Origin of the sequence: Luteibacter sp. 9135, from assembly GCF_000745005.1 — a bacterium.
Lineage (GTDB): Bacteria > Pseudomonadota > Gammaproteobacteria > Xanthomonadales > Rhodanobacteraceae > Luteibacter.
Window position 1 is genome coordinate 1,468,186 of sequence record NZ_JQNB01000001.1, and the last position, 13,022, is coordinate 1,481,207.

Genomic DNA, 13,022 nt, shown 5'->3' on the forward strand with positions numbered 1-13,022 from the left:
GCAAGCCCGCCTTGAGGTTAATTCACATGTCCCGCCTGCCGCTCGGTCAGCTTCAGGGGTTTGTCCTGGTCGCCCGCACGGGCAAGCTCTCCCGCGCTGCGGAACAGCTCAACCTGACCGTGAGCGCGCTCAGCCACCAGGTGCGCAACCTGGAGGAGCGCCTGGGCCGTTCGTTGTTCGATCGGGGGCCGCGTGGCGTGACACTCACGGCGGAAGGTACCCACCTGCTCGATGCGATCGGGCACCATTTCGAGGGCATCGAGCACGCCCTGAACCGCTATGCCTGCCGGCACCACGACACCGTCACGCTGAGCGTCCTTCCCTCGGTGGCGTCCAGCTGGCTGGTGCCGCGACTGCCCAGGCTGGTCGGTGCCCACCCGGAACTGGAACTCAGCCTCTCGTCGTCCGCCTCGCTGGTCGACTTCGATCGCGAGCCGACCATCGATGTCGCCTTCCGCTACGGCCTCGGGTCGTGGCCGCGCACGAAGGCCGACCGGTTGTTCGGCGAATACATCGTGCCCATCGCCAGTCCCTCGCTGGTACGCAAGATGGGCGGCCTGCCCGACACCTCGCTGGCCGGCTGGCCCCTGCTGGGCGATCCTTCCGGCCGCTGGAACGACTGGGCCGAGGCCTTCGGCATGCCCTTGCCCTCACGCTACGTGGCCCGCTTCGACAACACCGAGCACCTGCAACGCGCCGTGCTCGAAGGCATGGGCGTGGCCCTTGGGCGACTGGTCATGGCGCGCTCCCTGATCGAGTGCGGAGCGCTTACCGTGTTGTGCCAGGAACGCCTGCGGGTGGCCGAGGCGTATTACTTGGTTTACCCCAAGCGCTCGGAGACCCACGCCGGCGTGGGTCGCGTCCGCGAATGGCTGCTGGGCGAGGCTCGCGAATACGAAGCCGGCATTGCCGACGGATCGTCGCTTTCCCCTTGACCGATCCTCGCTGCGGCGCGACAATCCGCGCGCTACCGAACCGCTTCCGGTCCGGCTGGCACCCTTCTTAGCTTACCCAGGCATATGGACGTCTACCCTAGTCGACGCGCCGGCTCCCGCACGCATCGGGTCCCGGCGCTGGCAAACATCAACGCCTACGGCGACCGTTCCCGGTCGGCCGGCGCTTTCCTCCGCTAGGGAAAGTCCGGCTCTCCCGGCCCGGAAGCCGTGCGCTTCCGCTACCCGAGGATTGAGCCATGAATCTGCAGCTCGAAAAGACCGGTCCCCGCATGTTCGGCCGCCGTCTGGCGTTCGCCATCGCCCGTCGCCGCGCCGTTTCCACCGTTCCCGCCAAGCGCACCATCACCGTTCCCCGTCCGCTGGATGCGCAGGAAAGCCAGGGGAAACCGGCCGGCGTCAAACTCCCGTAACGATGAACAGCGACATAGACACTACGGCGCGGCATCCGCCGTCCGTTACGTCCACCCGGAACACCGAACGTCGGCTCCGCGCCGGCGCGCACGCTTTCAGCTGACAGCTGAGGGCCGCCCGCGCCCTACCGGACGTCACGTCCGGAAAGGCAGCGAGCCATGAAGAAACAGACCTCCCAGGCGGCCGTTGCCGCCAAGACCTTCCAGCAGGTGGCCGCGGATGCGTTCCGTCCGGCCGACGAACTGCTGCACGCCCTCGATACACGGGCGGACGGCCTGGACGAGGAGGCCATCGCGGAGCGGCTCGATCGCGACGGCATCAACGAGGTGGGGCACGAGAAGCCGCCGCACTGGTCCGTGCAACTGCTGCATGCCTTCCGCAACCCGTTCATCATCGTGCTGCTGGTGCTGGCGGTGGTGCAGCTGTTCACCGACGACGACTTCACCGGGCCGATCATCATCGGCGTGATGGTCGGCATCAGCGTGCTGCTTTCGTTCACCCAGGAGTTCCGTTCGTCGCAGGCGGCCGGTCGTCTCAAGGCGATGGTCCGCAATACGTCCACGGTGACCCGCCGTGCCGAGGACGGACACGCCGAGCGCATCGAGGTGCCGGTGGAAGAGCTGGTGGTCGGTGACATCGTGCACCTGGGCGCCGGCGACATGGTGCCCGCGGACCTGCGCCTGCTCGCCACCAAGGACCTGTTCATCAGCCAGGCGATCCTCACCGGCGAATCCCTCCCGGTGGAGAAAATGGCGCCCAACGGCACGCTGACCCTCGGCGACGCCAACGGCCCGCTCGACCTGCCTACCATCTGCTACATGGGCACCAACGTGGTGTCGGGCACCGCGACGGCCGTGGTGATGACCACCGGCGCACGCACTTACCTCGGCTCGCTGGCGCATACGCTCTCGGGGGAACGCGTGCAGACCAGCTTCGATCGAGGCATCTCCTCGGTGAGCTGGCTGCTGATCCGCTTCATGGCGGTGATGGTGCCGGTGGTGTTCCTGATCAACGGCTTCGACAAGCACGACTGGCTGGGCGCCTTCATGTTCGGCCTGTCGGTGGCCGTGGGCCTCACGCCGGAGATGCTCCCACTGATCGTCACCGCCAACCTCGGCAAGGGCGCCATCGCCATGTCGAAGCGCAAGGTGGTGGTGAAGCGGTTGAACGCGATCCAGAACTTCGGCGCCATGGACGTGCTGTGCACGGACAAGACCGGCACGCTGACGCTCGACAAGATCGTGCTCGAGCGCCATGTGGACCTCAACGGCGACGATTCCGACGACGCCCTGGAATACGGCTATCTCAACAGCCGTTTCCAGACCGGCCTGCGCAACCTGATGGACAAGGCCGTGCTGGCCCATCGCGACATGGAGGCGGTTGCGCGGCGCTTCCACGTCGTCGACGAGATTCCCTTCGACTTCCAGCGTCGCCGTATGTCGGTGGTGGTGGCGGACGGCCAGGGCGAGCAGCTGCTGGTCTGCAAGGGCGCCGTGGAAGAGATGCTGACGATCTGCACCGAGGCGCGCATCGGCGACGTGGTGGAGCCCCTCACGCCGGAGAAGCGCGCCGAAATCCGTGCGATGACCGGCCGCCTCAACGAGGACGGCCTGCGCGTGCTGATCGTGGCGATGCGTCGCGACCCGACGGGGGATCGCGCGTACGGCGTGGCCGATGAAACCGGCCTGACCGCCGTGGGCTGCCTGGCCTTCCTCGATCCGCCGAAGGATTCCGCCGCCACCGCCATCCGCGCGCTCAACCACCACGGCGTCGCGGTGAAGGTCATCACCGGTGACAACGAGGCGGTCACGCGCAAGATCTGCACCGAGGTCGGCCTGGACGTGCAGGAATCCGTGCTCGGTCGCGACATCGAGCAGATGGACGATGCCACGCTCGACGCGATGGTCGAGCGCACCACGGTGTTCGCGAAGATGTCGCCGGTGCAGAAGGCCCGCGTGGTCAAGGCATTGCAGCGGCGCGGTCACACCGTGGGCTTCCTCGGCGACGGCATCAACGATGCGCCGGCGCTGCGCGATGCCGACGTGGGTATCTCGGTGGACACGGCCACGGATATCGCCAAGGAGTCGGCCGACATCATCCTGCTCGAGAAGAACCTGATGGTGCTGGAAGAGGGCGTGCTCGAAGGGCGCGTCACCTTCGGCAACATCATGAAGTACATCAAGATGACCGCCAGCTCCAACTTCGGCAACGTGTTCAGCGTGCTGGTGGCCAGTGCGTTTCTGCCGTTCCTGCCCATGCTGCCGTTGCAGATCCTGGTGCAGAACCTGCTGTACGACCTGTCGCAGTTGTCCATCCCGTTCGATCGCATGGACGAGGAATACCTGCGCCAGCCGCGCAAGTGGGACGCCGGCGACATCGGGCGCTTCATGGTCTGTATCGGCCCGGTCAGTTCCGTGTTCGACATCACCACGTTCTGGCTGATGTGGCACTACTTCGGCGCGAATGACGTGGCGCACCAGTCGCTGTTCCAGTCGGGCTGGTTCATCGAGGGCCTGCTGTCGCAGACGCTGGTGGTGCACATGATCCGCACGCGGCGCATCCCGTTCCTGCAGAGCGTGGCCTCGGCGCCGGTGCTGGCGCTGACGGGCCTGATCATGGTGGTGGGCATGCTGGTGCCGTACTCGGCCATCGGTTCGCGCATCGGCATGCAGCCGCTGCCCGGCATCTACTTCGCCTGGCTGGCGCTGACGCTGGCGTGCTACTGCGTGTTGACCCAGGTGGTGAAGACGATCTACATCCGCCGCTACGGCCACTGGCTGTAGTTGGCATGGCCGTCCGCTGCCTGGGAGAGGGCTCCCACAGCGGACGGCACCCGGCGGCTACGTTGCCGCATGGGCGCGACGGGACAGACCCGCCGCGGCGAAACCGGTGTCATGTGACCTCCCCAACCAAGGAGTCACCACGATGCTTCGAATCACCTCCGTCGCCGCCCTGCTGGTCCTGCCGCTGGCGGCGTTCGCGCAGACCCCGCCCGCCACCGACCGCTACGTCGACATCGCCAACTGGCCGACCGCCGAAGCCGGCCTCGACCGTTTCGCCGGTGCCGAGGCCGCGCTCAACGCCGGCTTCGACAAGATCTGCGGCGATACCTTCTGCGAAGGCGAATACCACAACCTGCGGCCCACGCAACTCACCTGTTCGGTCGACACCACGAAGAGCAGCATCAAGCAGTGCCTGTGGACCTTCGCCGGCACCCGCGCCGCCGTCAACACGAAGTCCGGCGCCGTGCAGACCGGTGGCAAGTTGTACAAGTGCAAGTTGCTGCTGGCGAAGGACACCCCGGTGGAAGCCTTCTACGAAGCGATGAAGGGTGACGACCCGCTCAACGCGAAGCTGCCGGGTTCGCGATACTCCGTGTACGACGGCCTGGTCGGTTGTCTCTGATCCGCTGACCCACACAAGCGTCGCGTGCTCCGCCGCTACCCGCAAGGTAGCGGCGGACTCGTCGTTCGACACGACGGACCGTCTCCTCGCCCGCGAATTGCCATATCCCGGTCGCGCATCGGCCCGCCCGCTCCGGCACAGTCCCGGTATCCAGGGGGACCACCAGCATGCATCGCACACCCGGCCTCGACACACTGCGCGCGATCGCCATCGTGTGGGTGATGCTGTTCCACAGTTATCTCGTCGGTGGACTGGGCGACGGCTTCGGCAAACTCGAGGCCTCGGGATGGATGGGTGTCGACCTGTTCTTCGTCCTCAGTGGTTACCTGATCGGTACGCAGGTACTGTCGGCGCTGAAGACCACGGGCACGCTGGATGCCCGCGACTTCTACCTGCGTCGTGCCGTGCGCATCCTGCCGGCGTTCCTCGTGGTGCTGGCGCTGTACGCCTGCGTGCCCGCGTGGCGGGAGACCTCCGGCATGCAGCCGCTATGGCAGTTCCCCACTTTCACCTTCAACCTGCTGTTCGACAATCCGGACAACTACGCTTTCTCGCATGTGTGGTCGCTATGCGTGGAAGAGCATTTCTACCTCGTCTTTCCCTGGCTGGCCTGGCTGCTGACGCGGCGGCCGTCCCTGCGCGCCGGTACGATCGTCGGCGTGGCGCTCGTGCTGGGCGGGATACTGCTGCGCGCGTGGCTGTGGTCGGACCGTATGGGGCCGGCGCTGGACACGGATAGCCGGCCCGGGCTGGTTTACTTGCACAACCTCTACTACCCGACGTGGTCGCGGCTGGATGGCCTGGTGGCGGGCGTGGCGCTGGCCGCCTGTGCCGTGCATCGCCCCGCCTGGATGGCGTGGCTGCACCGGCGCGCGGGCCGGGTTCTCGTGTTGTCGTTCGTGCTGCTGTGCGTATGCCTTGGCCTGTTCGACGAGGCGCGCATGCAGTTCTGGCCGTGCGTGGTCGGGTTCCCGTTGCTTGCGCTGACCATGGCCGGCTTCGTCGTCGCCTTCAGCGGGCCGACGTTCCTGGCGCGCCTGCGCCTGCCCGGCGCACGCTGGCTGGCGGCGGTGTCATACAGTCTCTACCTGAGCCACAAGGGCATGGCCCACCTTACCCAGGGTTTGCTGGGCGACAGCCTGGCCGAGCATCCCCTGCTGCGTTTCGTGATCTTTGCCGCCGCCACGTTGCTCGGCGGTGCGCTGTTGCACGACATGGTGGAACGCCCGTGCCTGCGCTGGCGCGATCGCTATCGCCTACGCGCGCCACCACGGGGTCATGCCGTTGGGTGAGCGCATGTCCACGCGTTCGCCCATCATCGGCGTCGTGAGCGGCACCTGCGCGGCGGCCGCCAGGGCGACGATGCGCTCGAAGGGCTCTTCCCAGGGGTGCAGGGCCAGGTCGAACGTGCCGTTGTGGATCGGCAGCAGCCAGCGGCCGCGGAGGTCCAGGTGCGCCTGCAGGGTTTCTTCCGGCTGCATGTGCACGAAGGCCCATCGTTTGTCGTACGCACCGGTTTCCATCAGCGTGAGATCGAACGGGCCATAGGTATCGCCGATCGCCTTGAAGCCGTTGAAATAGCCGCTGTCGCCGCTGAAGAACACGCGCAGTTCGTCATCCTGGATCACCCAGGACACCCACAGGCTGCGATCGCTGTCGCGCAACCCGCGTCCGGAGAAGTGCTGCGCGGGCGTGGCGGTCAGGCGCAGGCCCTCCACCTCGGTGGACTGCCACCAGTCCAGTTGCTCGACCTTCGACGCGTCGATGCCCCAGGCGACCAACTGATCGCCCACGCCCAGCGGTGCGATGAAGCGGGCGGTCTTGCCGGCCAGCTTCAACACCGCGGCCCGGTCCAGGTGGTCATAGTGGTTGTGCGAGAGGATCACGCCCGCGATGGGCGGCAGGTCGTCGATACCGATCGGGGGTGCATGGAAGCGTGCCGGCCCGGCCCACATGACCGGCGACGCCCGCTCGGAAAACACCGGGTCGGTCAGCCAGAACCGTCCACGCAATTTCATCAGCATCGTTGAGTGGCCCAGGCGATACAGGCTGCGGTCGGGCGCGGCGTCCAGCATCGCGCGGTCGATCGCGTGCACCGGTATCGGCCGGTCCGGCACGGTACCTGCGGGCTTGCCGCGCAGGAACAGCGACATGAGCTTCAGCCCTTCCCACAGGCCCATAGACGGACGTGGCCTTGGGTTCGTGAAGCGACCCTGGCGGAACTGGGGCGACTGGTCGTAACGCGAAAGGGCGTGCGACGGGTGGCGAGTGATGGCAGTCACAGAGCTTCCTGGAAACAGGGGTTGTGTAGCCTCGTAACTATACCAGTGAGTTTATTAATGAACGATTGCGGCGTTGGTCGCAGCCGTGAAGCATCGGTATCGGCACGCGGCTTCTCTGCGGGGAGGAGGCGTCGGGTGGTCACCCTCTGCGCTCGGGCAGCGGCCGCAAGCGGCCGAACTCGCTCAGAGGATGACCACCCGACACCTCCGTGACGACTGAAGTGTCGGGCCGGGAGAGCAACACCCGCTGCGTTGACCGACGCGAGATCGCCAGGGTGTCCCCGCCCGAGGTCGCACAGGCTCTGCTATACGCCCACGCTTGCCTAAGTTACTGATGCTGGATCGAACGCGCTCAATCATATGATCCAAGAAATTTTACAGCTCGGGGGGCACGTCAAGCGGCGCAGCCGTACTTGTAGGCTTGAAAGCGTAGCGGCGCGCGATGTAGCGAGCTGAGTTTTCGATGTTTGGAAAGACCGTACTCTCGTTGATGTTCAACTGGTCGAGCTCGCGTAGGATCTTGGCCTTTTCGGAAATGGCGATACGGGTGACCGTGATTTCATCGGTTCCAGACTCGTTAAGAGCCGCGTCGTGCCCGAATAGAAGAAACGCTCCCGATTGAAACGAAATACGTGTATTCGTGCGCTTACCCTTAACGCATAGAACCCGTTTGAGGTCTTGCGGAATGATCTTCGGCTCGAAAAAAGTTTTTTCTTCGCGTATGAAGTGGAGTAGCCGCCTGACTTGCTCCTGTCGGTTGAACTCGTCGATGTCAGTCAGCGAAAAATCGACGGCTTCTTTCGCCTCGTGGTCTAGGCGTGCCAAGTTGGCAATGCAGCTGGCAGTATCTGAGTCGAAATAACGGACGTGGCCCGGCCTTACGGAAAAAATTACAATTTCACCCGTGTCGTTTTCATAGGCTGTGTCATTGCATGCAAAGAACAAAGCAATGAGAGGATTCGACGTGATGTCCAGCAAACGCGTTGGTAGCGAGTAATGCTGCATGCGTACTAAGCGATCGAGGGTGTGGGTATCCTGCTCGAAGTCTGCGGAGTTCGATATCAATAACTCCCGGTAGAGACGATGCTCCTCTTCGAGGTGTTTGTAGTTTCCCTCTACGTCTCGTCGAAATAACGACGGCTCCAAGCGAAACGTCTGGGCAGCATGCCCGCGGTAAAACACTTCCCACCGCTCAGGGTGGGCCCGTCTCAGTACGGCGCTAGTGAAGGCACCCACCGATGAGACGCTTTCAGCTGGCTCGTCGGGCGGCGGGAGATCAACGGGAAGCGTTGGCGGGGAAAGTCCAACTGCACCTGCCGCGCTGAGTACTTCCATAAGGTTCGCTGATTTAACGGCCCAGTGAGTCCTGTTCAACTCCCAATTCCGGATATCCAGTTCGAGCCGTAGCCGATTCACCACATTGAACGGAATGGGGGCAATAGTGCGGTCGATTTCGAAATGTATCCGAATGACGGTCGACCGCTCCTCAATGAGGGTGATCTTGCCAATCAGCATCGGCTGATCATCGCCTTCGTAAGCGAAGAGGGTCGGCAAGCTCTTGAGGAGATCCATTCGCTTCGACGTAAGCGGAGTGAAGCTCCTAGCCAGCTTTTCTGTGGTGTATTCGAGGAACCGATTGGAGCCGAATTCATAGACAGTGCGCTCCCATGCCCCATCGGCCGCCGTGACGAGGAAGTTAAACAGTGTTTCCTGATGGGGGCTCGTCCCTGTGCTAGCAGTCATGGTTGGACCTCGGTGGCGCTCGGGTTCGGCTATGAACCTGAAGTATGCCCCTGATCGCCTCGAGAAGCTCTGAGCTTGCCCCCGCTTTGCCTCTCCGACATGCTTGCCTCTGTCGTCGCAGAGGTGCTGGGTGGTTACGCTCTGAGCGAGTTCGGCCGCTTGCGGCCGCTGCCCGAGCGCAGAGTGTGACCACCCAGCGCCTCCTCGCCGCGCCATACGAGCGACGCGCTCTGGCTCTGGCTCTGGCTTCGGGACAGGCCCCGGCCATGCGTGAAGCACGCAAAAAAAAGCGCCCTCCGGTGGGCGCTTTTTTCCCTCGCGAAACAGCCGGACTCAGTAACGCGGCACCGTCGGGTCCACCTCACGTGCCCAGGCATCCATGCCGCCTTCCACGTTGAACAGATTCGTGAAGCCATGGGCGGCCAGGCGCTCCGCGGCGGCCTGGCTGGAGATGCCGTGGTGGCAGATGAAGGCGATCGGCGTGTCCTTCGGCAGCGCGGCAAGCGCCTCGTAGCCCTCGTCCTCGAGAATGCGCGCGCCCGGCAGAGGGGCCGCCGCGGCACGGCCGTGCGCCGGACGCACGTCGACCAGTGTCAGGCCACCGGCGGCGAGCTTGTCCTTCAACTGGTGCACGCTGATCGAGGCGATGTCGACGGCGCCGGGGAACTTCAGGCTGAGGCCTTCGCCCTGCACGGTGCTCACCCAGTCGATGGTGATGCCCTTGGCGCGCGCGGCGCTGCCCGGATCGAAGTGCACCTCGATGCCGTTGGCCACCACCACGATGTCGAAATCGCCGGCCGGCGCCAGCTGGAAGCCGGCGCTGTGGTCCGGGCCGATCTCCAGGTGCAAGGCCATGCCCTGGGCCGTGGCCATGCCGCCACGGATGGCCTCGGCGGCCTTGTCGGTGATGGCGATCTCGGGCGGCGTGCGATCCGGCGGGCTGGCGCCGAACAGCGTGTAGAGCTCGCCGCTGGTGTACATCTGGCGGATGATGTCGGACCCGCCGACCAGCTCGCCCTTCACGTACAGCTGCGGAATGGTCGGCCACTGGCCGTATTCCTTGATGCCCTCGCGGATCTCCGGGTCTTCCAGCACGTTGACGGTGTGGTAGGCCGGGATGATGTCGTTGAGCGTGTTCGTGGCCGCGGCGGAAAAACCGCACATCGGCTGCTGGCGCGTCCCCTTCATGAACAGCACGACCTCGTGCTGGGCCAGGAGGGATTCGATGCGCTCGCGTGTGGGTGTTTCGAGGGCCATGGGGTCACCGCGGGTAGGAGAGGGAGCCAGTTTACCGGCATCCCTCGCAGATGGGCCCCGCGCCGCTCGCTTTCAACCGGCCAGGGAGGTTCCGGCATGGAGTTCGCCCAGGTCCGCGCGGCAATCGGCCAATGGGGCGAAGCCGAGCACGGCCTCTGCCGAGGGCAGCACGGTCTCCCGGCTGGCCCGCCCCAGGGGCGTGCATTGCTCGGTCCAGTGGATAAGCTCCATGGCGCCGCCCATGTCCTCGACCAGCGCCGTGCAGTGCTCCACCCAATCGCCGTCGTTCATGTAGAGCACGCCCTCCACGCTGCGGATGTGCCCGAAGTGGATATGCCCGCAGATATGGCCGTCGAAACCGCGCTCGCGCGCATCGCTGGCGACGCGCTGCTCGTAATCGCGGATGTAGGCCAAGGCGGCCCCGACGTGCGATTTCAGGATGATCGACAGCGGCAGGTACGGCAGCTCGAGCCGCTTGCGCACCGCGTGCACCCGGCGGTTGGCCCAGCAGATGAAGCGATGCAGCGTGTCGCCCAGCCAGGTGATCCACGCGCGACCGATATGCTCGGGATCGTATTCGTCACCGTGGCTGACCCGGTAGCGACGACCGTCGGCACCCTCGTGCACGGCATCCAGCTCGACGCGGATACCGGCGATGGTGGATCCGGCCAGGCCGCGCATCTGGTAGTCATGGTTGCCGGGCAGGTAGATGACCTCCACACCGCGCGCAGCCATGCCCACCAACTCGGCGATCACCGCGCTGTGCTCGGGGTGCCACCACTGGCGACGGGCCAGCGCTTCCAGGTCGACGATGTCGCCGACGAGGTAGAGCTGCCGGCAGTCGAGGCTTTTCAGGAAATCCAGCAGATAGCCGGCTTTGCAGTCGGGCGTGCCCAGATGCACGTCGGAGATGAAGGCGGCGCGGCAGATGAGTCTGGCCATGAGAACGGTTTCCGGGAGGGTCCCGGTTGCCCAGTCTCGGCCTGCGGCGTAACCGCCGCATGGCGATGGTGTTGCAAAGCTGTTGCGCGTGGATCGCCGGCTGCGGTTGCCGTCAATCCGTCGCGGTCATCCGTTCGCGAAGGGCGGCGACGGCGACGGGCAGGATGCATGCCACCCACCGGGCGTAGTGGGTCGCCGAGGGATGCAGGCCGTCGTCGACCAGCATGCCGGGCTGTTCGCCGGCCTGCCGCGATACGGGCGTGATATCCACCCACCGTGCATGGACGCGTACAGCCTCGTCACGCGCGACGGCATTGAACGCGTCGATCTCGTGCCCGATGGCCGCACGGTCGCGGCCCTCGGCAAAGCGCGTGACACCCCAGTCGGGAATCGACACCACTACCACCCGCTGGGGATCGCCGGCCAGCGCAATGGCGCGTTCGAGCAGGTGGACGAAGGGCTGGCGGTAGGCATCCACGCCGCGACCGCGGTACTGGTCGTTCACGCCGATCAGCAGCGTGACCATGTCGTAGGCATCGCGCAGGACGGTCGTGTCCATGGCGGCGGACAACTCGTCGGTCGTCCAGCCAGTGGTAGCGATGACCTGCGGCGTGCCCACGGCGATGCCGAGTTCGCGCAGGCACGCGGCCAGTTGCATCGGCCAGCGCCCGGTGTCCGCCACGCCCTCGCCGATGGTGTACGAATCACCCAGTGCGAGAAAGCTTGCCTCGCCCATGGTTCAGGCGACGGCGCTGGAGGTGGCCGCGGGCACTGACTCACGGGCCATGCGCTGCAGCACCCGATCGATCCGCACGAACACTTCCTGCAACTGCGCCGGCTCGGGCAACAGGGTGAGACGGAGATGCCGGCTGGCGGACAGGTTGAAACTGGTGCCCGGCACGACCAGTACGCTTTCCTCTTCGAGCAGCCGCAGTGCGAACGCGGTGTCGTCGAAGTGCGCGATGGCATCGGCACGGATATGCGGGAACGCGTAGATGGCGCCGCCCGGAGCCACCACATCGAGGAACGGGCTGGCCGCCACACCGTCGAGCACCACCTGCCGCGCCTGGTGCAGGCGGCCGCCCGGCGCGGTGAGGACGCCGATGGTGGGTTTGTCCAGCAGCGCGGGGCGCACGGCCCACTGCGCGGTGACATTGGCGCACAGGCGCAGCGCTGCCAGCAGTTGCAGGGCGTCGCGGTACTCGGTGCTGCGCTGCGGGTCGCCCGAGAGGCTCATCCAGCCCACGCGGTAGCCGCAGGCGCGATGGACCTTGGACAAGCCCCCGAAGCTGACGCAGGGGTGATCGCCCGCGATGGCGGCCAGCGGCTGGAAAGGCGTGCCGTCGTAGAGGATCTCGTCGTAGATCTCGTCGCACAGCAGCAGCAGGCCATGGCGGCGCGCCACCTCGACGATGCGCTCGAGCAGGGCCTTGGGATAGACCGCGCCGGTGGGGTTGTTCGGGTTGATCAGGACAAGGGCGCGCGTGCGCGGGCCGATCAGTGCCTCGATTTCTTCCGGGTCGGGCAGGTGGGCGTTCTCGGCCAGGCAGCGGTAATAGCGCGGGCTGCCGTCGTTGAGGATGGTGGCCGCGCTCCACAGCGGGTAATCCGGGCTGGGCAGGAGTACTTCGTCGCCCGGCTGTAGCAGGGCGCGTAGGGAAATATCGATCAGTTCGCTGACCCCGTTGCCGATGAAGACGCGCTCCATGTCGACGCCGGTGGCTCCACGGGCGCGCTGCTGCGCCACGATGGCCTCGCGTGCTTCCTCCAGGCCCTGTTCGTGGCCATAGGCCTCGCTGTCGCCCAGGTGGTTGCGGATGGCTTCGCTGAGGTGCGGCGGCGTGGCGAAGCCATAGCGACCGGGATTGCCGATATTGAGCTTGATGATCGGCTGGCCGGCCGCTTCCATGTCGCGAGCGCGCCGCGTGAGGGCGCCGCGGATTTCGTAGCGCACTTCCGCCAGGTGCGCGCTGGGCTTGATCGAGGACACTGCTGACGACTTCCGGTGCGTGCGGCGGGCCGTTTC

Annotated in this window: 11 protein-coding genes; 5 read left to right on the plus strand and 6 right to left on the minus strand. The window is 65.6% G+C overall.

Translation table 11 applies throughout. The annotated features are described in order from the left end of the window. Positions 1-26: 26 nt before the first annotated feature. From FA89_RS06170 to FA89_RS06185, 5 genes are all read left to right on the plus strand, one after another. Complete coding sequence (locus FA89_RS06170) at positions 27-935, plus strand: LysR substrate-binding domain-containing protein (RefSeq protein ID WP_036139231.1); 909 nt, start codon at positions 27-29, stop codon at positions 933-935. A 257-nt stretch (positions 936-1,192) separates the two neighbouring features. After that, positions 1,193-1,366 carry a hypothetical protein gene (locus FA89_RS20100; RefSeq protein ID WP_185754253.1) on the plus strand — a complete coding sequence of 58 codons (174 nt, stop codon included), beginning with the start codon at positions 1,193-1,195 and terminating at the stop codon, positions 1,364-1,366. Between the two features lie 159 nt (positions 1,367-1,525). Next, entirely contained in the window at positions 1,526-4,150 is a 2,625-nt protein-coding gene (mgtA, locus tag FA89_RS06175) for a magnesium-translocating P-type ATPase (RefSeq protein ID WP_036139234.1), read from the plus strand. Positions 4,151-4,292: 142 nt separating this feature from the next. After that, positions 4,293-4,772, plus strand: a complete 480-nt coding sequence (locus tag FA89_RS06180) for a hypothetical protein (RefSeq protein WP_036139236.1) — start codon at positions 4,293-4,295, stop codon at positions 4,770-4,772. Between the two features lie 167 nt (positions 4,773-4,939). Beyond that, positions 4,940-6,064, plus strand: a complete 1,125-nt coding sequence (locus FA89_RS06185; RefSeq protein WP_051938575.1) for an acyltransferase family protein — start codon at positions 4,940-4,942, stop codon at positions 6,062-6,064. Here FA89_RS06185 and FA89_RS06190 read toward each other — a convergent pair. The 6 genes from FA89_RS06190 to FA89_RS06215 all read right to left on the minus strand — a co-directional run bounded on the left by FA89_RS06190 (position 6,029) and on the right by FA89_RS06215 (position 12,986). Continuing rightward, positions 6,029-7,054 carry an MBL fold metallo-hydrolase gene (locus tag FA89_RS06190; RefSeq protein WP_081916370.1) on the minus strand — a complete coding sequence of 342 codons (1,026 nt, stop codon included), beginning with the start codon at positions 7,052-7,054 and terminating at the stop codon, positions 6,029-6,031. The two genes, FA89_RS06185 and FA89_RS06190, sit on opposite strands and share 36 nt — an antisense overlap. Positions 7,055-7,429: 375 nt before the next feature. Beyond that, positions 7,430-8,797 carry an FRG domain-containing protein gene (locus FA89_RS06195; protein WP_221174281.1) on the minus strand — a complete coding sequence of 456 codons (1,368 nt, stop codon included), beginning with the start codon at positions 8,795-8,797 and terminating at the stop codon, positions 7,430-7,432. A 333-nt stretch (positions 8,798-9,130) separates the two neighbouring features. Continuing rightward, positions 9,131-10,054 (minus strand): Grx4 family monothiol glutaredoxin, encoded by a 924-nt coding sequence (gene grxD / locus FA89_RS06200; RefSeq protein ID WP_036139242.1) that lies wholly within the window; start codon positions 10,052-10,054, stop codon positions 9,131-9,133. 72 nt (positions 10,055-10,126) lie between these two features. Next, the gene (locus FA89_RS06205; RefSeq protein WP_036139243.1) at positions 10,127-10,996 is read right to left on the minus strand and encodes a UDP-2,3-diacylglucosamine diphosphatase; all 870 of its coding nucleotides are present in this window, start codon (positions 10,994-10,996) and stop codon (positions 10,127-10,129) included. A gap of 112 nt (positions 10,997-11,108) precedes the next feature. After that, a complete protein-coding gene (locus FA89_RS06210; protein ID WP_036139245.1) occupies positions 11,109-11,732 on the minus strand; it encodes an SGNH/GDSL hydrolase family protein in 624 nt (207 codons plus the stop codon). Positions 11,733-11,735: 3 nt separating this feature from the next. Beyond that, positions 11,736-12,986 (minus strand): aminotransferase class I/II-fold pyridoxal phosphate-dependent enzyme, encoded by a 1,251-nt coding sequence (locus FA89_RS06215; RefSeq protein WP_036139248.1) that lies wholly within the window; start codon positions 12,984-12,986, stop codon positions 11,736-11,738. Positions 12,987-13,022 lie beyond the last annotated feature (36 nt).